Source organism: Bacillus sp. FSL R5-0512, from assembly GCF_038593295.1.
Lineage (GTDB): Bacteria > Bacillota > Bacilli > Bacillales > Bacillaceae > Bacillus > Bacillus safensis.
On record NZ_CP151982.1, the window covers coordinates 964,100 to 988,647 of the forward strand.

Annotated in this window: 28 protein-coding genes; 15 read left to right on the forward strand and 13 right to left on the reverse strand. The window is 40.5% G+C overall.

Going from position 1 to position 24,548, the window contains the following annotated elements:
- Position 1 precedes the first annotated feature (1 nt).
- Both NSQ25_RS04830 and NSQ25_RS04835 read right to left on the reverse strand, forming a co-directional pair.
- A complete protein-coding gene (locus NSQ25_RS04830; RefSeq protein WP_214755285.1) occupies positions 2-1,360 on the reverse strand; it encodes a YheC/YheD family protein in 1,359 nt (452 codons plus the stop codon).
- On the reverse strand, positions 1,317-2,429 hold the full coding sequence (locus NSQ25_RS04835) for a YheC/YheD family protein (RefSeq protein WP_214755284.1): 1,113 nt from the start codon (positions 2,427-2,429) through the stop codon (positions 1,317-1,319). The genes NSQ25_RS04830 and NSQ25_RS04835 overlap by 44 nt, the downstream gene beginning before the upstream one ends.
- 215 nt (positions 2,430-2,644) lie before the next feature.
- On the opposite strand from NSQ25_RS04835, the gene NSQ25_RS04840 reads away from it, so the two are divergent.
- From NSQ25_RS04840 to NSQ25_RS04860, 5 genes are all read left to right on the forward strand, one after another.
- Positions 2,645-3,778 carry a DUF445 family protein gene (locus NSQ25_RS04840; protein WP_081124164.1) on the forward strand — a complete coding sequence of 378 codons (1,134 nt, stop codon included), beginning with the start codon at positions 2,645-2,647 and terminating at the stop codon, positions 3,776-3,778.
- A 121-nt stretch (positions 3,779-3,899) separates the two neighbouring features.
- On the forward strand, positions 3,900-4,256 hold the full coding sequence (locus tag NSQ25_RS04845) for a YlbF family regulator (RefSeq protein ID WP_024425750.1): 357 nt from the start codon (positions 3,900-3,902) through the stop codon (positions 4,254-4,256).
- A 452-nt stretch (positions 4,257-4,708) separates the two neighbouring features.
- Positions 4,709-5,575: a Cof-type HAD-IIB family hydrolase gene (locus NSQ25_RS04850; RefSeq protein ID WP_039177545.1), complete on the forward strand. Its 867-nt coding sequence runs from the start codon at positions 4,709-4,711 to the stop codon at positions 5,573-5,575.
- A 113-nt stretch (positions 5,576-5,688) separates the two neighbouring features.
- Positions 5,689-7,188, forward strand: a complete 1,500-nt coding sequence (locus NSQ25_RS04855) for a coproporphyrinogen III oxidase (RefSeq protein ID WP_144496681.1) — start codon at positions 5,689-5,691, stop codon at positions 7,186-7,188.
- A 75-nt stretch (positions 7,189-7,263) separates the two neighbouring features.
- A complete protein-coding gene (locus NSQ25_RS04860) occupies positions 7,264-8,538 on the forward strand; it encodes a SidA/IucD/PvdA family monooxygenase (RefSeq protein ID WP_214755283.1) in 1,275 nt (424 codons plus the stop codon).
- A gap of 37 nt (positions 8,539-8,575) precedes the next feature.
- On the opposite strand, the gene NSQ25_RS04865 is transcribed toward NSQ25_RS04860, so the two are convergent.
- Both NSQ25_RS04865 and NSQ25_RS04870 read right to left on the reverse strand, forming a co-directional pair.
- Complete coding sequence (locus NSQ25_RS04865; protein ID WP_065214186.1) at positions 8,576-9,799, reverse strand: cation:proton antiporter; 1,224 nt, start codon at positions 9,797-9,799, stop codon at positions 8,576-8,578.
- 3 nt (positions 9,800-9,802) lie between these two features.
- Positions 9,803-10,300, reverse strand: a complete 498-nt coding sequence (locus tag NSQ25_RS04870; RefSeq protein WP_024425442.1) for a cation:proton antiporter regulatory subunit — start codon at positions 10,298-10,300, stop codon at positions 9,803-9,805.
- 353 nt (positions 10,301-10,653) lie between these two features.
- Between NSQ25_RS04870 and NSQ25_RS04875 the strand changes: the two genes are divergently transcribed.
- Both NSQ25_RS04875 and NSQ25_RS04880 read left to right on the forward strand, forming a co-directional pair.
- Positions 10,654-10,845 carry a hypothetical protein gene (locus tag NSQ25_RS04875; protein ID WP_076839445.1) on the forward strand — a complete coding sequence of 64 codons (192 nt, stop codon included), beginning with the start codon at positions 10,654-10,656 and terminating at the stop codon, positions 10,843-10,845.
- Between the two features lie 27 nt (positions 10,846-10,872).
- Entirely contained in the window at positions 10,873-11,646 is a 774-nt protein-coding gene (locus tag NSQ25_RS04880) for an enoyl-CoA hydratase (protein ID WP_326136631.1), read from the forward strand.
- Between the two features lie 31 nt (positions 11,647-11,677).
- Here NSQ25_RS04880 and NSQ25_RS04885 read toward each other — a convergent pair whose 3' ends face one another.
- Positions 11,678-11,866 carry a YhzD family protein gene (locus tag NSQ25_RS04885; protein WP_041117003.1) on the reverse strand — a complete coding sequence of 63 codons (189 nt, stop codon included), beginning with the start codon at positions 11,864-11,866 and terminating at the stop codon, positions 11,678-11,680.
- A 171-nt stretch (positions 11,867-12,037) separates the two neighbouring features.
- On the opposite strand from NSQ25_RS04885, the gene NSQ25_RS04890 reads away from it, so the two are divergent.
- From NSQ25_RS04890 to NSQ25_RS04905, 4 genes are all read left to right on the forward strand, one after another.
- Entirely contained in the window at positions 12,038-13,252 is a 1,215-nt protein-coding gene (locus NSQ25_RS04890) for a DNA repair exonuclease (RefSeq protein ID WP_065214189.1), read from the forward strand.
- Positions 13,253-13,268: 16 nt separating this feature from the next.
- Positions 13,269-16,055, forward strand: coding sequence for an AAA family ATPase (locus NSQ25_RS04895; RefSeq protein ID WP_326136630.1), 2,787 nt, complete (start codon positions 13,269-13,271; stop codon positions 16,053-16,055).
- Between the two features lie 62 nt (positions 16,056-16,117).
- Entirely contained in the window at positions 16,118-17,065 is a 948-nt protein-coding gene (gene yhaM, locus NSQ25_RS04900) for a 3'-5' exoribonuclease YhaM (RefSeq protein WP_024425447.1), read from the forward strand.
- A gap of 117 nt (positions 17,066-17,182) precedes the next feature.
- A complete protein-coding gene (locus NSQ25_RS04905; protein ID WP_041089925.1) occupies positions 17,183-17,413 on the forward strand; it encodes a sporulation YhaL family protein in 231 nt (76 codons plus the stop codon).
- Positions 17,414-17,466: 53 nt separating this feature from the next.
- Here the strand turns inward: NSQ25_RS04905 and NSQ25_RS04910 are convergent, their stop codons facing one another.
- Complete coding sequence (locus tag NSQ25_RS04910; protein WP_041117009.1) at positions 17,467-18,351, reverse strand: peptidylprolyl isomerase; 885 nt, start codon at positions 18,349-18,351, stop codon at positions 17,467-17,469.
- 161 nt (positions 18,352-18,512) lie between these two features.
- On the opposite strand from NSQ25_RS04910, the gene NSQ25_RS04915 reads away from it, so the two are divergent.
- Both NSQ25_RS04915 and NSQ25_RS04920 read left to right on the forward strand, forming a co-directional pair.
- Positions 18,513-18,599 carry a YjcZ family sporulation protein gene (locus tag NSQ25_RS04915; protein WP_008361129.1) on the forward strand — a complete coding sequence of 29 codons (87 nt, stop codon included), beginning with the start codon at positions 18,513-18,515 and terminating at the stop codon, positions 18,597-18,599.
- A 145-nt stretch (positions 18,600-18,744) separates the two neighbouring features.
- Positions 18,745-18,834 (forward strand): YjcZ family sporulation protein, encoded by a 90-nt coding sequence (locus NSQ25_RS04920; protein WP_017360317.1) that lies wholly within the window; start codon positions 18,745-18,747, stop codon positions 18,832-18,834.
- A 51-nt stretch (positions 18,835-18,885) separates the two neighbouring features.
- On the opposite strand, the gene NSQ25_RS04925 is transcribed toward NSQ25_RS04920, so the two are convergent.
- Together NSQ25_RS04925 and NSQ25_RS04930 are read right to left on the reverse strand one after the other, a co-directional pair.
- Complete coding sequence (locus NSQ25_RS04925; RefSeq protein WP_072368131.1) at positions 18,886-19,071, reverse strand: hypothetical protein; 186 nt, start codon at positions 19,069-19,071, stop codon at positions 18,886-18,888.
- 82 nt (positions 19,072-19,153) lie between these two features.
- A complete protein-coding gene (locus NSQ25_RS04930; RefSeq protein ID WP_034282208.1) occupies positions 19,154-19,675 on the reverse strand; it encodes a DUF3267 domain-containing protein in 522 nt (173 codons plus the stop codon).
- Positions 19,676-19,907: 232 nt separating this feature from the next.
- Here NSQ25_RS04930 and NSQ25_RS04935 point away from each other — a divergent pair, with 232 nt between their 5' ends.
- On the forward strand, positions 19,908-20,252 hold the full coding sequence (locus tag NSQ25_RS04935; RefSeq protein WP_326136629.1) for a YhaI family protein: 345 nt from the start codon (positions 19,908-19,910) through the stop codon (positions 20,250-20,252).
- Here the strand turns inward: NSQ25_RS04935 and NSQ25_RS04940 are convergent.
- Both NSQ25_RS04940 and NSQ25_RS04945 read right to left on the reverse strand, forming a co-directional pair.
- On the reverse strand, positions 20,230-20,850 hold the full coding sequence (locus tag NSQ25_RS04940) for an HTH-type transcriptional regulator Hpr (RefSeq protein ID WP_034282207.1): 621 nt from the start codon (positions 20,848-20,850) through the stop codon (positions 20,230-20,232). The two genes, NSQ25_RS04935 and NSQ25_RS04940, sit on opposite strands and share 23 nt — an antisense overlap.
- A gap of 187 nt (positions 20,851-21,037) precedes the next feature.
- Positions 21,038-21,394: a YtxH domain-containing protein gene (locus NSQ25_RS04945; RefSeq protein ID WP_024425453.1), complete on the reverse strand. Its 357-nt coding sequence runs from the start codon at positions 21,392-21,394 to the stop codon at positions 21,038-21,040.
- A gap of 128 nt (positions 21,395-21,522) precedes the next feature.
- On the opposite strand from NSQ25_RS04945, the gene NSQ25_RS04950 reads away from it, so the two are divergent.
- On the forward strand, positions 21,523-21,714 hold the full coding sequence (locus tag NSQ25_RS04950) for a hypothetical protein (RefSeq protein WP_024425454.1): 192 nt from the start codon (positions 21,523-21,525) through the stop codon (positions 21,712-21,714).
- Positions 21,715-21,763: 49 nt separating this feature from the next.
- Here the strand turns inward: NSQ25_RS04950 and NSQ25_RS04955 are convergent, their stop codons facing one another.
- The 3 genes from NSQ25_RS04955 to NSQ25_RS04965 form a co-directional block, all read right to left on the reverse strand.
- Complete coding sequence (locus NSQ25_RS04955; protein WP_024425455.1) at positions 21,764-22,282, reverse strand: tryptophan transporter; 519 nt, start codon at positions 22,280-22,282, stop codon at positions 21,764-21,766.
- A 127-nt stretch (positions 22,283-22,409) separates the two neighbouring features.
- Positions 22,410-23,489 (reverse strand): 3-phosphoserine/phosphohydroxythreonine transaminase, encoded by a 1,080-nt coding sequence (gene serC / locus NSQ25_RS04960; protein WP_034282206.1) that lies wholly within the window; start codon positions 23,487-23,489, stop codon positions 22,410-22,412.
- A 159-nt stretch (positions 23,490-23,648) separates the two neighbouring features.
- Positions 23,649-24,077 carry an HIT family protein gene (locus tag NSQ25_RS04965; RefSeq protein WP_024425457.1) on the reverse strand — a complete coding sequence of 143 codons (429 nt, stop codon included), beginning with the start codon at positions 24,075-24,077 and terminating at the stop codon, positions 23,649-23,651.
- Positions 24,078-24,548 lie beyond the last annotated feature (471 nt).

The following is a 24,548-nucleotide window of genomic DNA, read 5'->3' on the forward strand; positions in this document are numbered from 1 at the left end:
GTCAGTAGACGTTTGCGTGATCTGAAGTTGTGAGTGCCGTTTTTGAAAGGTAAGATGCGTAATCCATGATACTTTTCCCAATCATCCATTCTGATTTTTTCAAAGAGACATGCTGGAAAATCTCTCGGCCAGGGCGAGAATTAGCTTCGAACAACCAAATTGCACCTGTTTGATCAATGCCTAAGTCAAAACCGATTTCACCAATATGCCCGGACATTTTTTTATCTATCACCTGGCTGAGCATGATGGCAGTATGAGAAAGCTGCTGTAAAATCTGCAAACGTTTCTTTTCTTCTGGAAAGACAGCATAAAGTGTTTTCACCGTTCCCCCGTGTAACTGGTGAGTTGTGATGTTATGATCTCCAGAAACCTTTGCTGCTGCTGCTGTGACTGTCCAATCACCTTCTTTATTTTTATTCGTATGAACTCTGAAATCCATCGGTTGATTGTCTATTTGAAGGAGCTCAATTCTTTGTTGTGCAATAAATTCATGAATTGCATGATCTTTTCGCAGCTTTTGAACAAACTGATCTATTGAATCATATGGAATAGACCTTCCCGAATTTGAGTATACAGTGATTCCGTGATTTTCCTTCTTTAACTGATAAATACCGTCTCCATGACTTCCGTTTGTCGGTTTTAAGTATATAATTTTATGCAGGTGGAGAAGTGTTTCAATTTTAATTAGAGCGTCCACGGGATCTAATTGTACAGAATGTGGGAGTAAGGACCATGTTTTTTCATCTGTTAATAGCTGTTCATGAATCTCCCATTTATTAAAAAAGTAAGGATTGAACCAAGGGATATCATAGTCTTGAGTGAGTTTTCGCTTCGTTTCTTGTATGAGTGCCGACTGAGCAGCTTTTCTATTTGGAAGCCGGTCATAAATGACTGACGGAAGGGGAAGCTGTTTTTTAACCCATGAATCTTGCTGGTACAACAGTCCTTCTACAATTCCTTTTTCCCAATCAATCGAATGTGACCCAAAAAGATAGGCAAAACCAGGATGCTGCCTGAAAGAGTGCAGCAGTTTGATAAAAAATTCTGATCTCGTTCCCAATGGCTGTGTACTTTGCTCAAAACCCGCAGTGAAAATGCCCATCAACGGCCCTATAAAAAGTGTATGGTCAATGATGATCACATCAGCTTTTGATTGGTAAGGAATCAGTAATCCTCTGTATAGATCTTCAGATAATAAAATTTTATTTGGATGCAGATGATAGGAAATGTTGAAGCCATCTACTAAACGGGACCCTAGAGCAAGAGAATAGATGGCATCTTTCTGTTTATAATGGACGGGAAGATGAATTGTTTTTTCACTTGTGAGGTGTGGGGCGATGATGCAGCGCTTTCTGTTCATAAGAAACCTCCTTCGGTTGAGACTTTATCGTTTGCGCATGTTCAAGAATGGTACGAATCAATTGGTGTTCCTTCTCAGGGTAAGCTTTTAAAAAAGCGGACCGCCCTGGCTTTGATCTGATATTTGATATGAAAAGTCTGCCTTCACTTGAATGAAGTAAGTCTACTGCGAATTCAAAGCAAGGAGAGTAAGTTTTATCTATATAAGCTGGGATTGATGCCTGAATGGATGCAATATCATCTAAAAGGAGCTCCTTGATGTGTGGCTGCAATGTATTTAGATAGTGTTCAAAGCCTATCACAGGAGCTGATTTTTGTGTATGACTCAAAAGACTATTTTCTGCAGGTGATTTTGTGTGAATTCCCATGCGTTTCCATTGATTTTGTGAATTTTTCATAAGGAAAATCTTGATTTCATTGAATAAAATTTCTTTTTGATCATTCGTGTTGAAAAATTGAAGGAAATACCGGCCTGCATATTTTTTGCACCAGCGCTCCAGCTCTGACGTACGAGAAAATGTAATGGTTTGATTGGAACTTAGCTGAACGGTAAATGTTGATTTGCCATCAAAGGAAATGAAGTAAGTAGATGCTGCATGCTGATGGGAGAGAGGCTGCATTCTACAATAACCGCCAGCCCCGCACTCCCTTACCATATTGATCAGGTCTGAGGGCTCTTTTAATATAAAGCAGCCAGGTAAATATGGCTGTAAAGCAGAGCGGAGACGGAGCTGCTCAAATAGCACCATTTTATTTGAAATGCCGGTATTCAAAAAATTTGTTTTTGGATATTTTTTTAGCCATTCCATGATGGGTTTTGCTTTTTTAGATTGTGCGTCATGCCGGTAAAGACATCGGTCATAAATCAAGTCGGGAATCGGAAATTGTGCGTCGGCAAACCCTTGGCCATTCGTATATGTTTGGCCTTGTATCAAATTTGAAGCCGGCTTTAAATCAAATGGTGTAAAACGAACAACCACTAAACGATAAGAAGAGGCAGCTTTGGCGAGCTGCCGTGTGAATGCCTCTTCATACTGCGGAGAAAGGCTCACAATACCTAATGTTGTCATTAAAAAACACCTTCTTTTCAACTTCTTTTTTTTACCATCACAAAAACATTTTTTTATGATTTTACATAAAGCTTGCGCTCCTTTATCATTACGACAGATCGCTTGATCATATGTCTCGCTGCATGCTTCATTTGCTTGGGAACTTGACAACAACTATAATACGTATAGATCAAAACAATAAACCTCGGGTGTTGTTTGAAAGGTAGATGACGACTTTGAATATATTCACAACGTTTATCTTTATGATTGTTATCGGCGCAGTCATAGGAGCAGCGACAAACCATCTTGCAATTAAAATGCTTTTTCGGCCTTATAAGCCATATTACTTATTCGGAAAACAGCTTCCATTTACACCAGGGCTTATCCCTAAAAGAAGAGACGAAGTAGCCAAGCAGGTTGGTGTCATGGTTATGGAGCATTTGCTCACGCCAGAAGGTATTCAAAAGCGATTTGAATCATCGGATGCAAAGCAGGAGATCCTGCGTACAGTCCATCAATATATTGACAAAGGCGCAAATATGGAGATCACCGTATTCTCCCTGCTAGAAAAATTCGGCGTTTCACAGGCTGATGTCAAAGCAGATAGATGGCTCCATCAGTGGTCTGACCAGAAGCTCGCTTCATTGCTTGAAACATATAACGAGCAAACTTTATCTGAATTGCTCCCGGTAGAAGTGGAAACCAAAATATCATCAAAAATTCCAGATGCAGCAGATTATATTTTAAAGAGAGGCATTCATTATTTTGAAAGTGATGAAGGCAAAGCCAGGCTTGGCAATATGATTGATGATTTCTTAAAAGAACGGGGAATGCTTGGCAGTATGGTCCAAATGTTTCTAGGGAATTCAAGCTTAATTGACCGTGTGCATCCAGAAATTATCAAGTTCTTAAGAAATGCAGAAACAAAAAGATTTTTATCAGATTTACTTGTTCAAGAATGGGACAAGGTGAAGCTATTTTCTCTTCATGAGCTTGATGAAAAATGGAATGTGAAGGAACTTATTTTTAGTGTGAAAAATCAATTGCTTTCTCATTTCTCTACAAAGCTGATATTAGACAAACCAGTTGGAACATATGTCAGTGCTGTAGCGGATGACCTTAAAACACATTTTGCGCCAGTGTTGATTGATAAGGGGATCGAAGCGGCTTCAAATGCTTTAGAGAGTCTGCTTGCAAAGCTGCAATTTGAAGATATCATTCGTGAACAAATTGAACTTTTCCCGCTTGAAAAAATGGAAGAGCTTGTAGTCAGCATCTCTAATAAGGAGCTGAAGATGATAACATTTCTAGGCGGTCTTTTAGGCGGGATGATTGGTGCTATCCAGGCTGTTTTTGTGGCGCTATTCTAAGACAAGCTATAGAAATTTTAATGAATTCATTGTATATATGTGAAACGAAAGCCATAGTTTGTTATAGTGGAGTGGTGTCCGCCGATCATATCGGTGATAACGGATAGAAAGGAGACATAACATGTCTGTAAATCTTTATGATGTTGCATATGACCTTGAAAAAGCATTGCGTCATAGCGAAGAATATTCAACTTTAAGAAATCTTTATGATGAGGTAAACGCGGATGAGTCCTCTAAAAGAATGTTTGAGAACTTCCGTGACATTCAAGTAAACCTTCAACAAAAACAAATGACTGGTCAAGAGATCACACAAGAAGAAGTGGAGCAAGCTCAAAAAACAGTTGCTCTTGTTCAGCAGCACGATAAAATCTCTCAGTTGATGGAAGCAGAACAACGTGTGAGTGTTCTTATCGGTGAATTAAATAAAATTATCATGAAGCCACTTGAAGAGCTTTATGGGAATCCAGAAGAAAACTAATGGAAAGGGCGATGTCATTCGCCCTTTTTTTGTTTTATCTTTTCTCCTCAATATCTTTTAAAAAAAGGTTGTCGAAGCACATAAATTCTGCGATAATACTTATATTGAAAGTGCTTTCAAAAGGCGCTCTCAAGGGACAATTGGGTGCGTTTCACTTGGGATTTATGGCGGTGAGCCAAACGAGAGAGAAGCGCTTCTGGGAGAAACGCAAAGCATCATAAGGGGATCTGATATAAGCAATGCTTTGGTGTGTAAATGATAAGGGGATCATGGGGAGCTTCATCACTCCATTGTAACGCATCCAAACCATACATAAAAAAAAGCCTAGGGGTAGGCTTTTTTTATTTATCCATCTATTCATAACCTGGGGCTCTTTCAACTGCATGTTCTAAAGCACCAAGCTAGGGCATATCCTCATCGTAAGTACAGTCATCAAGAAGGGGGATGCCTCAGTGTCAAAAAAACTACTTGCACTCAATATAGATGGGACGTTACTTCGTTCCAATGGTAAAATCCATTCTGCTACAAAAGAAGCTGTGGAATATGTAAAGAAAAAAGGGGTTTACGTGACGATTGTCACCAACCGGCATTTTCGTTCCGCTCAAAAAATTGCCAAGGCGTTGAAGATTCCAACATCAACCCTTGTGACGCATAGTGGTGCATTTATCGCCGATAAACTCGATGAGCCGCTTCATGTGAAAAAATTAACGGAAGAAAAGACATTTAATCTTGTGCAAATCCTTGAAAGCTTCGATTGTAATGTCCGCTTGCTGCATGAAAAATTCTCGATCGGCAACCGGAAAAAAACGCAGTCTCAGCTGATGGGAAAGACGCTCATTCATCCGTCTGATCCAATTTTCTATCCTGTTCAATTTGTTGAATCGTTAAGTGATATGCTGATGGATGAACCAGTCAGTACTCCAGTGATTGAAGTATATTCGACTGCGGAGCTTCAGCCTGAGATTCACAGGACCATTCAACAAGCATTCCCATCTGTTGATCTTATTAGGATCAGTGATGAGAAAATGAATATTGTATGCAAAGGGGTTTCGAAGGAAGCGGGACTTTCTCTTTTAACCTCTGCACTCGGTTTTACTTTAGAAGATACGGTTGTCATTGGTCATGGAACAGATGACATTCCAATGCTTGAATTGGCTGGTTTAGGTGTTGCTATGGGAAATGCCCCCAATGATGTCAAGCGTAAAGCCGATTGGGTGACGCGCTCGCATGATGAACAGGGTGTGGCTTATATGATCAAGGAATACTTTAGAATGCAGCAAAGAGAAGGATTTTTGCATCAATTCGATATTAAGAGATAATACAGTGAAGGCCCTGTCAATCAAGAAATGACAGGGCCTTTGTCTGTTCCCTTCATTGCTTTTCCTACATGAATTTTGTAAAATGAAACAAGTTTGAAGATAAAGGTGATATGATGCGAATTTTAATTAAAGGGCTGTCAGATGAACGATTTCATCGCCCGCTTGTCAATATAGCCAATTTATTTGAAGAAGATAGTGAAGTGATGTTTGATCCAAGTGAATTGGATGATGGTTTGGTCATGGTATTTAGCTGGAAGGAAGAAAATGGCATGGTGGAAGCATCTGGTCATATCGATGGATCAGACATCACCAGTCGTTTTTCGCGGGATGTCCCAGAGAGCTTGAACGATAAGGAGCGCTGGAAACAAATCAAAAACACAGTGCTGTCTGTTTATTTACACTTGCTTCAGGAGCACACAGGAATGACACAAAAGTGGGGCATTCTCACAGGAATACGTCCTACGAAATTGCTTCATAAGATGCTGAGAGAAGGCATGTCAAAGGAAGATGCACATGCGGCATTAAAGCGTGATTACTTGATTCATGATGAAAAAATCAATTTGATGCAGGAGATTGTCGATCGTCAGCTTCAAGCCATTCCAGATCTGTATGACCTTCAGCAGGAAGTGAGTATTTATATTGGTATTCCTTTCTGCCCCACAAAATGTGCTTACTGCACGTTCCCTGCTTACGCCATTAAAGGACAAGCTGGCAGAGTGGGAACGTTTTTGTTTGGTCTGCATTATGAAATGCAAAAAATGGGCGCATGGCTAAAAGAACACGGGATCAAAGTGACGACCGTTTACTTTGGCGGAGGCACGCCAACGAGCATTACAGCGGAAGAAATGGATTTGCTGTATGAAGAAATGTACCGCTCGTTCCCAGATGTGAAGCATATACGGGAAGTGACTGTCGAAGCAGGGCGTCCTGATACGATTTCGCCTGATAAGCTAGAGGTGCTAAACCGCTACAATATTGACCGGATTAGCATTAACCCGCAATCGTATGAGAATGAAACACTAAAGGCTATTGGCCGGCATCATAGTGTCGAAGAAACGATTGAAAAGTATCACTTATCAAGACAGTACGGCATGAATAATATCAATATGGACTTAATCATTGGATTGCCGGGAGAAGGGCTCAAAGAATTTCAGCACTCCTTGCAGCAGACTGAAGAGCTCAAGCCTGAATCTTTAACCGTGCATACACTCTCCTTTAAAAGAGCATCTGAAATGACGCGCAATAAGGAGAAATACCAAGTAGCCGACCGAGAAGAAATCACACGTATGATGGATGAAGCGGTCACTTGGACGAAAGCACATCATTATCACCCATATTATTTATATAGACAAAAAAATATTTTGGGGAATCTTGAAAATGTCGGGTATTCATTAGATGGACAGGAAAGTTTGTATAATATCATTATCATGGAAGAAGTACAGACAATCATTGGCATTGGATGCGGTGCAGCAAGTAAATTCATTGATCCACGATCAGGAAAAATTACGCAGTATGCCAATCCAAAAGATCCAAAATCGTATAATGACCGCTATGAACACTATACAGAAGAGAAAATTCAATTCCTTGAATCATTATTTGTTTCTCACGTTTAAACACTGCGATGACGCAGTGTTTTTTTCATTTGTAAAAGGGTATATAAGTGATAAAAAGTTAAAGCAGGTGTACATATGATAGATGTGATCGGAATTGGGATTGGACCCGCCAATTTAGGGTTGGCCGCTTTGTTAGAGGAGTATGAGGATGTCTCATGCTGTTTTTTTGAACAAGAGTCTGAGTTTGCCTGGCATCCTGGTATGCTGATCAAAGGAACGGATTTGCAAGTTTCCTTTTTAGCAGACCTTGTCACAATGGCGAATCCAAGGGGCAGGTATACATTTTTAAATTATTTACATGAATCAAATAGACTTCACCGGTTCTATACATTTGAACAGTTTGATATACCGCGGAGAGAATTCAATGAGTATTTATCATGGGTGGCAGGAGAATTAGACAGCTGTCAGTTCGGGATGAAGGTAGAAGAAGTGACGGACTGCCAAGAAGGCTACCTTGTGAGAGTCAGACGATTAAAAGATGGTTCGCTTTCTGAATATCGTGCAAAGCATGTCGTGTTAGGCACAGGAAGCAAACCAATGATTCCAGTCGATGTGCCTGAAGCAGCATACCCATATGTGACCCATAGCAGCCGTTATTTAGATCAGCAGAAAGCACTTCATGAAGCTGAGTCGGTGGCGGTAATCGGCTCAGGGCAGAGTGCAGCTGAAATTTTCTTAGACCTGCTTCAGCATCAAAAGAAAGGGCAGCAGCTTTCGTGGTTTACGCGTTCTAGTGAATTTAGAGAGCTGGAGACGGCAGAGCTTGGCCAAGAACTTTTTACACCAAAGTATGTCGAGTATTTTCATTCGCTTCCTTATGAAGAACGTATGAACACATTGCCCAGGCTGACAGGATTAAGAAATGGCATCGATGCATCAACGCTTTCGCGCATTTATCAGGAGTTGTATCATCGCTCCGTTTCAGGTGAAGAGCCATCTGTGCTCATTCAGCCAATGACCGAGCTTGAAGCGATTCAAAGAGGAGAGCATCAGCCTTTGGAGCTGCATCTCAAGCAGTGGCAGCTGAAGAAAGAAAAAAGCATAACTGTAGATCACGCTGTATTGGCTACAGGATACACACCGAATATTCCTGAATGGTTTAGCGCATATGAACCTTTGATTGAATGGGAAAGTGATGAGCATTTTAAAGTGACAGACGACTTCAGGCTTGTGTTCAAAGACAAGCGTTCAAATCATTTCTTTACATTCACGAATCTTGATCATTCTCATGGAACAGCGGCGACCAATTTGAAACTATCGATTTACCGTAACCAGAAAGTCATTCGAACCATTCGCGGTGTCGAGGAAGCGCCAGTCAAGCAAGAAACTGCATTTCAGCAATTTGAATAAAACATAGAAAAGGGCCCAAGCATAGGGCCCTTTTTCATTAGATCGTCGTTTCTTTTTTTACTTTTGGTTTTTCAGGTTTCCATTTGAAGATTTTGTTTAGGATTTGATAGATTTTCTTAGATTCTTTCGTTACGAGCGGTCCTAAGATCGCAAGAATTAAGACATACAATGCAGCAAAGGGCTTCAAAGTAGCGGCAAGTCCGCCGGCAATGCCAAGCTCGGCAACAATGATTGAAAACTCTCCTCTCGATACGATGGTTAATCCAATATTAGAAGAGGCTTTATGAGAAAATCCAGCTCTCCGTCCAGCGAACATTCCGGCAGTGAAGTTCCCAATTAAGGTAAGAATCACAGCGCCGATCGCAAGCCAGAAGGCATCACCCAATGTAAACGGATCGATACTGAGACCAAAGCTGAAAAAGAACATCGCTCCAAAGAAATCTCTAAACGGAACCACGAGATGCTCGATGCGGTCTGAGTGCTCTGTTTCTGAGAAAACAAGACCAAGTAAGAGAGCTCCAATAGCCTCTGCTACATGAATTGTTTCTGAAAAGCCAGCGACAAAGAACAAAGCGGCAAAAATCACAATGATGAACACTTCGTTCGAACGGATATCAAACAACTTATTTAATAGTTTTGGCAGCTTCCGCGCAATGATAAAGAAAAGCATCATATAACCAAAAGCAATTAAAATTGATAATAAGGCACCGCCAACAGTAGTGGCATCTCCAAGGACAAGACCTGATACGACGGATAAATAAACGGCAAGGAAAATATCCTCAAACATAATTATCCCTAGAATTAACTCTGTTTCAGGATTTGCCGTCCGTTTCAAATCGACAAGGACCTTGGCCACAATGGCGCTGGATGAAATGGTGATCACCCCTGCCATAATGAGAACCTCAAGGAATCCAAACCCTGTGATAAAACCGTAGAGCAGTCCTAAGCTGAAGTTGATCAAAATATAAATAGATCCGCCGACTGCAATAGATTTACCCGATTTAATGAGTTTTCCGACAGAGAACTCAAGTCCAAGATAGAAAAGAAGGAACAGGACGCCCATTCTGCCAAAAAACGAAATAATCTCCGTGCTTTCGATAAATTTCAAATCAATGATCCCGATAGTTGGAGCATGCGGCCCAACAATCATTCCGAGGACAATGAGGAAAGGAATGATAGAAAATTTAATTTTATTGGCGATTAAGCTGGCGAAGGCGATAAGAATTAGCGCCGTCCCAACTTCAAAGACTAAATGATCCATTCATCACTCTCCCCCTCTAGAAAGAAAATCACGTACCAATCGCTTCAAGTGTTTTCTTTCGCCCGAAATGACCATCGTATCATTTGCTTGAATAATCGAATCGGCACCAGGGTTGAGTAATTTTTCATTTGTATGTTTAATGATCGCAATCACGGTGACTTCATAATTTTGTCTCACATCTAAATCACCGAGTGTATGTCCAACCGCTTTTGCACCTTTTTCCACTTTAAACCATTCAATGATCAAGTCGTTGAAGGCCATTTCAATGGTTTCTAGTGCCTGCGGTTTATACACCATACCGCCGATAATAGCAGCGATTTGCCGGGATTCAGCATCATCGAGTGAAATGGTAGACAGCACTTCATCTGGATCATCATCGTCAAAACGATAAATTTCCCGTCTGCCATCATCATGAATCACAATCGTCATCTTTTCTCTATTTCTCGTTTCAATTTCAAATTTCTTTCCGATCCCAGGAAGATCATTTTCTTTAATGTTCATTTTATCCCTCCGAATTTGATAGTCTGTGTTTTTCATATAGTAAATGCGGATGAAATAAAATGAATCAGTGGAGGTAATTAGATTGATACATAACGGGGATCGCACACTTCATTTCCAAAAAACATAGATCAATGGACAATGCAGCTGATGGGGCAGGCTTTGGCAGAAAAGTCTTGGCATCCGCCCTTGATAATCTGTCCTTCAACAGAATGGATGAAGCATGTTTTTTTGAAAACGAAGGTGTCTTCACAGCATTGATTTCTTCATCATAAATGCATGGAGAAATCAGGCTAGGTATACTCGCTTCTGCCTGTGAAGCAAAAACGACATTTGAAAAAGGAGAAAACATGACGATGAAGCTAACCAATATCATGATGGAACATCTGATCAATCATCCTCCTCCTTTCAAATTTATTTTCTTTCTTTTTTTACTATATAAAAATATATTTCTTGTTTCAATCATTATGCTTATTTTAGTATCAATTGATCTTGAAATTTTTTATTTAGAGAAAAAGGTTTTACATGATGGAAATGGAAGTAAGTGATGAGCTTTTAAAAGAAGAGGGGGATGGATGATGACATATATCAATTGTCAGTTAGACGGGGGTGTTTTTGAAATCGTTTTCAATAGGCCTGAAGCTTATAATTCTTTTCATGTGGACATGTTTGCTGAATTCAAAGAAGCATGTGATGCAGCGGAGGAAAGCAGTGCAAAAGTCGTTGTCATCAAGGGAGCAGGAAAAGGATTCTCAGCAGGCGGAGATATTGGGATGATGCTCAAGCAGGAAAGTGAAGAAGATTTCCATCGTGTGATGGATTTGATCGAGGGAATTACACTTTCTCTAGCTAGTATGAATAAAGTGACGATTGCGCTTGTTCACGGGTCAGCAGCAGGCCTCGCTTTTAGCTTTGCTCTAAGCTGTGACTACTTGTTTATGCATCAGGATGCAAAACTCGCCATGAATTTTAATGGAGTAGGATTAATTCCAGATGGCGGGGGGCATTTTTTCCTCACAAAAAGAGTGAGTGAGCAAACCGCTAAACAATTGATTTGGAGCGGACAAAAGCTGCCGGCTGAAGAAGCGCTAAAGCTGCGCCTTGCAGACGGGGTGTTTCAGGATGAGGTCGATACGTACCAAAAAGTGTGTGTGAAGCCATTTATGAACATGCCGCTTCAAGCCTTTATCGAAACAAAGATGATCTATTTCCAGCAGTCAGAATCAAAGCTCTTAGCAGTTCTTCAAAAAGAGAGAGCAGCACAGGCAAGACTGAGAAAAAGTCATGATCACAAGGAAGGTATACAGGCCTTTTTAGAAAAAAGACGGCCTGTCTTTCAAAAAGCATAAATGAACATGAGGCCGGCGGAAGCCGGCTTTTTTAACGTTCAAATAAAAGCAGCTTTCCTGCTTGATCAACGAGTCGATGAGAATGCTTTGTGTATTGCTGTTCCATTAAGCGATGACGTCCTAATTCCTTTGCCTTCTCGTCACTATCCGCTGTGATTTTTTCATTTAATAAAGTCTCACCCGACCGGTCAAATACGGTTAAAAAGTATGTCTTCTCCATTCCTCATCTTCCTTTCCTCTGTTTTTAATGTAATTAAACATGGAATAAGACAAAACCTCTTTTTTAGCCCTTAAAAATGTGTTTTTTAGATTGAGAGTGATAGAACGTGCATTCGTAAAAATGGCATGATAAAATATGGACAATGACAGTATCGGACAAGGAGATAGACGTTTGACTAAGCTCACCTTTATTCATGCCGCAGATTTACATTTAGACAGTCCATTTGCAGGAATGTCGACTATACCTAGTTCCGTATTTAAGCGGCTCAAAGAAAGTACATTTCAAAGCGCTAAGAACATCTTTGATCTCGCCATTGTGCGGGCAGTAGACTTTGTGCTGCTAAGCGGAGATTTATTTGATGAATCCAATCGCAGCCTGAAAGCACAGCTGTTTTTAAGAAACCAGTTTGTAAGACTGCAAACACACGGGATTGAAGTCTTTATTATTTATGGGAATCATGATCATTTAGGCGGTGAATGGACACCGATTGAGTGGCCCGAGAATGTACATGTCTTTTCGAGCAGTACACCAAGTGAGCACTCCTATTATCGAGGGGATCAGCTTGTCGCGAGTATTTATGGGTTTAGCTACAAAGAGCGGGCTGTCTATGAAAATATGACATCTCATTATGTCAAAACAACAGATGCTGCCTATCACATTGCGATGCTTCACGGCACATTAGCCGGACAAGAAGGACATGATGCATATGCCCCATTTCAGCTGCAGCAGCTCATAGCGCGGGATTTCGATTATTGGGCGCTTGGACATATACATAAAAGAGCCCTTTTGCATGAAGACCCATATATAATTTACCCTGGTAACGTGCAGGGCAGACATATAAAAGAAACGGGAGAAAAAGGCTGTTACTTGATTCACCTCTCCGAAAATTTACGGGCAGCGGATTTTATCAGCTGTGCAGATATCATCTTTGAGAAACTGGCAATAGACATCACAGAAACAACTCATATGACGGACCTTGTCACACTTGTGGAAAGCAAAATCAATGAGCTGAAAGAGGAAGGCATTCCTCATTTTGTGAGAATTGAATTGACAGGTGATGCGCCTTCTTACTTTGAGCATACACAGCTTGAGGTCCTCGAAGAGCTGATGACTGTTTTTCATGAGCAGGAGGAAGATGAAGATGTGTTTGTTTGGGTGATGTCAATTGATTGCCGAACAAACGAGGATGTCATTTATCCAGAAGATTCCTTTTTGAAGGAACTAACGGCAGAAATTGCACAGTTTGAGTCATATGAAGAACTGCTTTCACCGATCAAGCGTCACCCAACCTACAGGAAGTCAGGAAAAGCGCTCACAAAAGAGGATGAAGTGGATATAAAAGAAGAGGCACAAAGGCTGTTGACGGAACAGCTGAAGCAATTATGAGAAAAGGAGAGGTATGATGAAAATACGTTCACTCCATATAGCGAATTTCGGGAAATTTTCAAATCGAACCTTTCACTTTTCTGATGACGGTTTTCAGCTAGTTTACGGCCTGAATGAATCGGGGAAAACGACATTGAAGGCATTTATTGAGTCGATGTTATTTGGTTTTTCAAAAAACAAGATATACAAGCCGAAACAAGGATCTTTCTATGGCGGCTCCCTCACTTGCTTAGATGAGGAGTTAGGTGTCATTCACATTGAGAGATCGTCCGATCGAGGCGGTCAAACGCAGGTGTTTTTACCGAATGGTGAAGTGAAAGATGAAGCATTTCTACGAACTCTTTTAAAGGGAACAGATCGCAGATTATTCCAATCAATCTATTCATTTGATGTGTTTGGACTGCAAAATGTCCAAGCCTTAAACGAAGATCAAATCGGTGAATTTCTCCTTTTCTCAAGTTTATTTGGCTCAGATGCTGCCTCCAAGATGGATAGCAGGCTGCTTAAGCAGCAGGAGCAGCTGTTTAAACCAAATGGACGCAAGCCGGAATTAAACCAGCAGCTTGATCGTTTAAAAGAGCTGACTGGCCAGCTGAAACAAGCTAGATTGGCAGAAGGCCGTTATACAGAAAAAAAACGGGAGCATTCTGAATTAATAGAGAGTATCGCAGCGCTTCAAAAGGAAATGAAGCAGACAGAAGAACAGATTCAGCAATTAAATGAACACATTCGACTTTATCCCATGTTAGAGAAGAAGATGGAGTTAAAAAAAGAATTAGCCCGTTATCCAGAACGAGTCAAACGCTTTAGAGCAGAAACAGAGCATGAATTGGATAAATTAGAATCACACCTTCACCCGAAAAAGGCTCAAATAACTGCACTAAAGCAAAAATTAGATCATTTGCAAACCTCGCTGGCACAAGTTCAGCCGCTTTATGACAAGGATACATTACTGGAGATGACACGTGTCATTGATGAATCATCTCATGCTGAACGTGTCAAAAACCGCTTAACAGAATGTAAAGCAGAACGTGATTCATTGAAACAAAAAATGGACGAAGCCGCAGCGAAGCTGAAGTGGCAGCGTTCAGTCAAGCTTGATCAGATTGACGACTCCCTTGAATTTGAGTGGGAATTAAAGGAGGCTGTCAGCCACTACGTTCGTTTAATGGACAGAAAGGCACAGCTGGATGACCGGTTTGATCATGCAAGACATGAGCTGGAAGAAGCGGAAACCGCTTTAAAAGGATTAAAAGAACAGAAGGCCAAATCGCACAGTTCAGTGGAAGCTGGGGAAACAAGAACAAAAGAGAAACAGGTTCATTCCCGGGCGTGGTTATTCCCTGTGATGGTGATATTTGATGCTGCATTTCTGCTTGTCCTTTTCTTTTTAACAGAGTGGTGGGTTACTTTCTTATTTGTAGGGTTTTCTGTTTTTGTCTTCTTTGCTATTTACCCATTTTTGAAATCGACACAGGTGAAACAGGGAAGCGGCGGGGGAACATTCGATTCCTTCCAAGTACAGGCAGCTTCAGCTGAAACGCTTGTGAGGCAGAAGGAGCTTTTGTACGAAAGGATCATCCGGCAATATGAAGACTGGGAGCAGGAGCTGGAACCTGTCCAGCAGCAAGTAGAGGAAAAGAAAAAACAGCTGGGCTTGTCCTCAGAGCTTTCTTTCCTAGTAGAAGCCTTCCTTATCCTGAAGCAGTTAAAAACGAATACAGCGGGATATGAGGAGCTTAGCCGGGAAATAGACGAGCTTGCCGGCCAGCAGTCCAATTATGAGCAAAGGGTGGAAGCGTTAAGCAGTCTTCTGCAACGAAAGGAAGGCACCATTCAAGAGAACATCTCGGCCTTTCAAGAGATATTGAAAGATGAGGCGAAAAGAGAAAAAGAACGTCAGACATTGGATGTATCGATTCAACATGTGAAACAGCAGATCACGACACTGGAAGGGGAAATTGACTATTACGAAAAACAAATGGACGTGCTTTTTCGTCAAGTAGAGGCAGAGTCCAAAAAAGATTACCAAATTCTTTCCCATCTATCGAAAGAATATCGGGAAAGGATTTCCCATTTGCAGCAGCTGAATCAAGAGCTGCATAGATGCGGCTGCTTTGATGAGGAAGAATCGATTGTTCGTAAAGGATTGCGCCTTCTTGAAGAAGAGTGTGCGGAAGCAAAGCAGCACCTGAATAACATACAATCGAATGCGGCGAATATGGAAAAACGTCTGGCAGAACGAGCAGTGGAAATCCGGCAAATAGAAGCTTCAGGTACGGTGTCTGATTTGACTCATCAGCTTTCAGCTGAGCAGGAGCATGCAAAGCACCTTGCGAAAAAATGGGCGGCGATTCAGCTTGTCCGCTCCGTCATTCGAGAAAAATTGAATGAACATAAAGAAAAAAGGCTGCCAGCACTGCTGCAAACAGCTTCCCGCTTTATTCAGCCGTTAACGAATGATCGATATGAAGCCATTTTATTTTCACCAGAGGATGACCGGCTGATCGTGAAAAGGATGGACGGACGAATATTCCGCCCAGAAGAGCTCTCGCAAGCAACATGTGAACAAGTCTATCTGGCCATTCGTTTTGCACTCGCCTTGTCTCATCAGCAGGAATGTCAGCTTCCGTTTATGATGGATGACAGCTTCGTTCATTTTGATCATGTTCGTCTAGGAAGAGTGCTGGAGTTGATGAATGAATTCACGCGTTTTGAAACACAGCTGTTTTATTTTACCTGTCATCAGTATATGGCGCAGGCTGCAAAAGATGGACAGATTACGAGTTTAGCAGTTGAATGATTGACAAATAATGACTTATGTTATACTTATATGAGCAGAAACATGGAAGGAGCTTTTATTGAATGGCTAAAGGGATCATGACCTATGATGTCGGCGAACAAGTTGACCTGCATTTATTAATTAAATCATCTACTAAAGGAATTGCAAGTAATGGCAAACCATTTTTAACGCTCATTCTTCAAGATCAAAGTGGAGATATTGAGGCGAAACTATGGGATGCAAAGCAGAATGATGAAATCACCTATGGACCGCAAACCATCGTGAAGGTAGTAGGCGACATTCATCATTATCGCGGGAGGAATCAGCTGAAGCTTAGGAATATACGCCCTGTTGCTGAAAACGAGCAAATTCGAATTGATGACTTTCTCGAAACAGCTCCTATTCCAAAACACGATATGATGGATACGATTATGCAATATATCTTTGATATGAAAAACCCTAATATTCAGCGTGTTACAAGGCATTTGCTGAAGAAATATGGACAGGAATTTGCTGATTATCCAGCAGCGACAAAAAATCATCACGAATTTGTCTCTGGACTCGCCTACCACGTCGTGTCTATGCTGCATTTAGCAAAATCCATTGTTGACCTATATCCATCACTAGATCGAGATCTTTTATATTCAGGCATCATTCTTCATGATTTAGGGAAAGTCAAAGAGCTTTCGGGTCCAGTCTCCACGACATATACTGTGGAAGGGAATTTAATTGGCCACATTTCCATTATGGTGACAGAAATTGCGAAAGCTGCGGAAGAGCTTAGCATTGATTCAGAGGAAATTCTTATTTTACAGCACTTAGTCCTGAGTCATCATGGAAAAGGAGAATGGGGCAGCCCGAAACCACCAATGGTAAAAGAAGCTGAAATTCTCCACTATATTGATAATTTAGATGCGAAAATGAACATGATGGATCGTGCGCTTGAGCATGTGAAACCAGGAGAATATACAGAACGTATTTTTGCACTTGAGAATCGTTCGTTTTATAAACCAACCTTCCATCACGAATAATCATGTCAAAACGTCCGTTTATGCGGGCGTTTTTTTTCATAACTTGTCTTCTTTTCGCATAAGCATGTAACACAAAGGAAGAGAGGAATGTCCTTAAGAAAAGGAGGCGATGAAAAAATGTTGTTTTTTCCGTGGTGGGTGTATGCATGTATCATCGGCATTATTTTCTGTGCGTATAAATTAATGACAACAGCCAAAGAGGAGCAAGAGATTGATCAATCCTTTATTGAAAAGGAAGGAGAAATTTTTATCGAGCGAATGGAACAGGAAAGAGAGCGCAGACGTCAGGATCAGCAGGTGAAAAGATCGCAGGATACTGCGGCACATGAAGATCATTCGATTGCTTAATCTCGTCATACAAAAACCCCTCTGCACGATGACGGCAGAGGGGTTTTTTGTGATTACTGGCCTTGTTGAGGCTGCTGATTTTGTGCAGGCTGTTCAGATTTTTCTTTGAACGTTTTTTGAAGCTCTTTATCTTTTACTTTCACATCAGCATCTTTTACTAATTTGTTTAAGATGTTTTGGATTTCATTTGTGTCTGCTTGTTTTTGGTCAAGCAGTTCTTTTTTCAAGTCCGCTTTCATGTCATCATATTTACCGCGTTCTTCAGTCTTTTTAATGATATGGTAGCCGAATTGGGATTTTACTGGCTTGCTGATTTCATTTACTTTTAGTTTGAAAGCAGCTTTGCTGAAGTTCTCGTCCATTTGGCCTTCTTTTGCGAACCAGCCTACATCGCCGCCTTGTGCTGCTGAAGCAGTATCAGTTGAATATTCAGAGACAAGGGCATCCCATTTTTCACCTTTATCTAATTTCTTTTCCACTTCGTCAGCTGTTTTCTTATCAGCTACTAAAATGTGGCTTGCACGGATTTTTCCTTTAAGGTCATCGTAATACGATTTTACTTCTTTATCAGTGATTTTGATGTTAGCTTTGGCAGCCTTTTGAGTCAGCAGCTCATATTTCACTTGATCTTTGATGTAATCTTTACCGAATTCATCTTGAAGCTGTTTTAAACGATCTTCACCAAGTGTCTTTTTATATTCTTCCAATTTCTTATCAATTTCTTTATCAGATACTTTGTATTTGTCAGCAAGAACCTTTTGTTGAACAAGTAGGTTTAAAGCATCTCCACCTGCTTGTTTCTTAAGAGTAGTATAAAGTTCTCCTTTTGTGACATCTCCTGATTTTGTTGTGGCGATCACATCTTTATCACCGCTACTGCATGCGCCAAGAGTTAAAACACTTACTGCTGTTACAGCTGCTAAAGCCATTTTTTTCATTCAAAAAACACTCCTAATCTTTCCAATTTATTTATCATTGCTTGTATCATAACATATTGTGACACGCTGTAAAAAGAAATGCAAATGGAAGGGCATTCGTCTAGTCAAAAAATTGCGCGCGACATACACATATAGTGATCACAAAAAGGAGGCTGAATTATATGGGAGCAGGATATTCTAATGGGTTTGCTTTATTGGTCGTGCTATTCATTTTGCTGATCATCGTTGGTGCAGCATATCTTTACTAATTAAATCGCTGTGACAGAAGGGAGCCGTCCTGCCGTGCGTGAGGGCGGTTCTTTTTTCAAACGATGACAGGTGCCTAAACGTTTTTTATTTTTCTGCATACACTGAGCTTAGAACAGAGGAAGAACTGGCAGGAGGTGTTTTCACATGGGAGGAGAAGTCTTTGCTGGCGGTTTTGCACTAGTCGTCGTATTATTTATTTTATTGATCATCATCGGTGCATCTTGGATTTGCTAATGAAAATATACACAAAAAGCTGCCCTCAAACTGGCAGCTTTTGCTTTGATCTTAAATGGAGATGGTAATTTCAACAAATGATGAGATAAGTAAGATCAGTATCGATACATTGATAAAGCGAAACACCTTATCTTGCCGTTCTTCAGGAATCTCTCTGACAAGGCATAATGTATTAGTAAGCCTGTTTATTGAATACACAATAAACGCGGCAAAGACGATGAAGTAAAATAAAACTATCGGAGATCCCCCCTCTCTATGCTATTCCCATACTACATTACCAAATTTTTTATGAAAAAGATAGAAGTTGGCTTTAAAAACCTCATGATGAGGAAGTTTGGTCAACTAAAATATCAAACTCGTCTTGAGCTTGATCGATGATGCAGGATTTAGGTGCTTTGAGCAGCTTCCATGCAAATAAAAAGTCAGGCAAACAATAGCCTGCATGTATACTTGCGATGATGATAAAATAGTGTGCGTACATAGGAAACGCCACGCCTAACAAAAAGTAAACCGGTGAGATGACACAAAACGGGCTGAGAAGTGAAAAAAGCATCACTTTCTTAGGCACGCGCTGCCAGCAATTTCGTTTCATCAATAGCGTCATTTTTTTCTTATTTTTCATCACTGGGATCAAGTGAACCACACGGTGGACAAGCAATGTCACAAGTAAGAGCACGGCAAAAAGCGGTGCGTTATGGCTGCTTAGCCGCGTTTCAGGATGAGTCAGTTGAAAACATAAAAATGCCATAATGAAAAAAAGGATAGCAAGACTTATGGCTGAAATCATCATTCTCGTATAACCATAATCCTTTTCAAGATTAATGGTCTTCCAACAATTCATTTTTCATCCTTCCAATCTAAAAATCGAATTGAATATCTCAAGATAATTTACTCTTCCTGAGGATAAAAATCAATGGTTTTGATGAAAAAAAATAAAATGGTGCCTTCATATGGAATAAAGAGAGGAAACTTTGGATTTTTCAAGAAAAAAGAACAGAAGGGGGAGGTTCGTCTCTTTCGTCAATGAGTAATTTCGGCTAAAATAGAAGGACTAAGAGAAAGAGGGAACGTACATGAGTATTGAGGAACGAATGAGCCAGCTTGAATATTACATGGAACTTTTATTGACGGCAGCCGATATGAGCCGTTATCCATATTATGCGTTATTGATCAGGCAGCGTGTATCGAAAGAAGAGGCAGAGGAAATTGAGCGTATTTGTGCTGAGCTTTCAGAGGAAATGGATAAGCAAAAAGCACAAGGCTACGTCATGTTTGACGATCTCCTTGCGCTCTTTGCGGGACAGTTAATTGAAAAGCTGGATGTTCATGAGACGATATTTGCTTTGCATGATCAGGGGCTGTTTCAGCCGCTAATGAATGAATTTAAAAAGATCATTAAACAATTTGATTTGTTTTAGCCGCTTTTTCTGCTGCCTCAGCTGAGTTTTCAAGTTCCTCAGTCTTTTTTGTGACTTTTCCTCGCTCATTCAAAAAGTCCTTCTCAATGTTTGAAAACGATTTCTCAAAAATCTCCATGAAATCCTCACCATAAATGTTTCGGATAATACACATCATTTCTAAAATCTCAGGGAACTTTCCGTAAATGTCATGAAGCGGCTGTGCGCCTTTGACAATACCAGTTCGTGCCGGGTCATAATCTTCGAGTAGTTTATGGAATGTCTCTTCGCCTTTTGGCGTTAGCTCAATATACGTATTGCGTTTATCGTTTAACTTTTTAGAAAATTTTAAAAATCCTCGTTCCTCCAGTTTCTTGGAGAAGTTAAACGCCGTTGATACATGCATGACGCCAAACTTTGCAATTTCTGATATTGAAGCTCCTTTTAATTGATACGCAATCCACAAAATATGATGTTCATTGATATTTAGGTTATACGGTTTGATCCACTGCTGCCAGTCCTTTTCAATGGATTTCCAAAGAGCTTTGCTCAATTGGGCCATTCTTTGACTGAATAAAAGTGCTTCTTTTACATCGAAAGGCTGTTCCGAATGATTCATCCATTTCACCTACTTCTCTTTTTCTTGTAATTCTATTATGCCAATAAAATAAAGATTAATAAAGCTGAAAATTCAAGAATTTTTAAAAGTCATGAAAAACATTGTCAAAATAACCTTTTTTCAACAAAAAAAGTGCGGGATACGCACCCCGCACACTTTTGTAAACGAATATTTTTTTGTGAGTATATTAGTTTTGTAAGGTTTTCTCCAGTTGTTTGAGCTTTTCTTCAATTTCCTGAATTTCCTTTTGTAAGTCCTGCTGATGAGGTTTGATTTCTTCGCGCCATTGCTGAATCGATGTTTGCAATTCAGACCCGACTTCTTTAATCACCTCTGCGCTTTCTTTTGCTGTTTCCACAATTTGCTCTTTTAAAGCTTGTCCGTCTCTTTTTAATTTTGTCAGCGTATCTTCGAATTTGTCATAGCCGTCTTTCACTTTTCCACGCACATCTCTGCCAGAAGAGGGAGTCGTCAGGAGCACTGCCGCACCTCCGAGGAGACCGCCTACAAATAATCCTGTTAATAAAGAACGTCCACTAGCCATTCAAATCACCTCTAGTCAAATTTTACACATTCGCATGTTCTCTCTGAGCTGACGATCAGCTTCATTGAACTTCCATACATAGCTTGCTTTATTTTAGCATACTTTTGAAGAAAAGGGAGGGGAGAAGGTTGTCTGTCTTTCTGTTCGTTTTTATGTGTATCGTCATCGTTTTTACAGGTGGTTCTATTCATTATGCAAGACAGCTTGGGTATGCAGGGTCTTATCCGCCAAAACATGTATTAAAGCAAAAAGCACTTGTGTGTGCGGCTGGTGCAGGGATTTCACTCCTCATTTTGCTGCTGACCCTTTTTCTTTTATAAAAGCATGAAAAAAACCTCTTCATCTATCATGAAGAGGTTCGGTTATTCGTTAAGCAACTTCTATCATTCTTGCACGTCTTAAAATGGACTGAGCAATTGGGAAGACAAATACCATAGCAATGGTATTAATCACGGCTGCTGGCAGGACCACGCCCACAAGAAGTGCCGGTAATGCAGCTGGCAGTCCAGTGATCAGTAAAGCGGCAGATAGGAAAATCACACCGGATACGATGGTTCCAATCGCAGTTAACACAGCGGTCAGCACCACTTTGTTCTTTATCTTCAAGCAAGATAAGAAAAGGGCTAGGAAGATAAAGGCTGTCACTGGTTTATCAATCATATTCGGAATTTGTCCGCCTGGGAATCCCGTTGTTAATGCAGAAATCACGCCAGTCACTAGCGCAATCACGACAACATGCTGAACCTTTGGGAAAAGGATGATGCTTAAAAACATCATGACCAGCATCATATCAGGTTTCATTCCGAAAAAGATGGGCGGGAAAATCGTATGCAAAACAGCTCCCATTGCTGCAAGCAATGACATAATCACTAATTCTTTTGTTTTCATTTCTATGCTCTCCTCTGCTAAGCTCTTATAGGACTCTCCAATAATATGGCTCATCATTTATTGCAAGAGTCATGACTTTATATTTCTCGTTATTATAACAAATTTATTTCCCTATAGAAAAGCCTTTTTACTCATTTTCTTGCTGGAACTTTTTCATAAAGTCCGCAAGCTTTTGGCAGTCTTCTATTGAGACCGCATTGTAAATAGATGCTCTGCATCCGCCGACAGAACGGTGGCCGGCAAGTCCAACCATTTGCTCTTGCTTTGCTTTTTCCACAAAGGAAGAAGTAAGTGCATCATCACGAAGAGTAAAGGTGACGTTCATATGAGAACGGCTGTCAGCACGCGCATGTCCTTGATAAAAACCGCCGCTTTGATCAATGGTATCATAGAGAATGCCTGCTTTTTGTTCATTGCGTTTTTCCGCTGCTTCTACACCGCCAGCATGTTTGACATGCTCAAGGACAAGTGACAGCATATAAATCGCAAAAGTCGGTGGTGTATGATAAAGAGAATTGGCTTTTGCGTGTGTTGAATATTTTAATATTTTTGGCGTGCTGCTTTTCTCTTTCTCTAATAAACGTTTGCGCGCAATCACAATCGTGATACCTGAAGGCCCTAGGTTTTTTTGTGCCCCGGCATAGATGAGATCAAATGAAGAAACGTCTATTTTTTTGCTGAGAATATCACTGGACATATCCGCAATGAGCGGGAGTGACGTGTTTGGGAACGTTTTCCACTGAGTGCCGAAGATCGTATTGTTCGATGTGATATGCAAGTAAGCGCCATCTGTTAAACCGGATGCATCTACTTCTGGAATATACGAGTAGTTGTCATCTTCACTTGAAGCAAGCACAGATGTCTGCCCAAACCCTTTTGCTTCTGACAATGCTTTTTCTGACCAAGCGCCTGTTTGAATGAAATGAGCTGTTTCGCCTTCATGTAAGAAGTTCATTGGAATCATCGCAAATTGAAGACTAGCTCCGCCTTGTAAAAAGAGGACTTCATAATCTTCTGGAATGTCCATCAGTTCCACTAAAAGCGCTTTTGCTTTATTGTGGACTGCTTCATATTCACCGCTGCGATGAGAAAGCTCCATCACAGACATCCCAGTTTGTTTAAAATCAACAAGTTCTTCCTGTGCTTTTTGAAGCACTTCTAGCGGCAATGCCGCCGGACCAGCATTAAAATTCGTCGTTCGCTTCATCACAATCTCTCCCTATTTCTCGCGTTAATGGATCAAAAGATAAAACCATCCTATCACAAATTTGAAGCATTTGGACAAAAAAATTGAATCGTTCAAAATATCTTACTATTAAAAGGCGGAAGCGATGAAAAGGGGTGAAAATAAGAAAAACCTCATCTGTTAAGATGAGGTAAGCCGCGTGTGGATGGCAGAAGAAATGTCTTTTAAATCCTCTGACGTGTATTGATCTTGATGTGATTTCCATACGGCACCAAAGCCATCACCTTTTCCGTAGCGCGGAATGATGTGCATATGGTAATGGAATACCGATTGTCCGGCTTTTTCACCGTTGTTGTTCAGGAGGTTTAACCCGATAGGTTCAAATTCCTGTTTGATCGCCCTTGCAATTTTCGGAATCGCTTGGAAGTAGTGGTTAGACACTTCTGGTGTCATCTCATAGATGTTTTCTTTATGTATTTTCGGGATTACAAGGGTATGTCCTTTTGTTACTTGGCTGATATCAAGAAAAGCCAATACATGCTCGTCTTCATATACTTTTGCACATGGAATGTCTCCATCAATGATCTTGCAAAAAATGCAGTCGCTCACGCCATGTCACTCCTCATTATTTTTCCTTTATCGTATCACAAAAAGAAGCAAAAAAGAAAACAGGACAAGCGAACTCCTTTGGTCGCTCATCCTGCTCCTGCAGAAGAAATGCTGATGCTTTCATTCGAATGCCTTTTGAATTCTCTATTTACTGAAATAAAGAATTCATATGCCTGCTATTTCTGCCGTAAACACCTCATTTGACGTTTTGGTTTGTCGTATACATATTGTATAGGACACAAAAATCAAGAATCAGTGAAGCAAAACAGAAGCTAAGGTTTTTAGATGAAAAACCAACTTGTCATGCGGTTCTTTGCCTTTAACAAACACCTCATTTACTTATTGGTCATCAAGTTCATTTCTTCTACATACATTATGATGACCAAAGCGCCTATTTTTTATTCATGACTCGTCTATAGGTAAACATTTCAAATTATCATTCGTTTTTGTTACTATAAAGGAAAAAAGAAA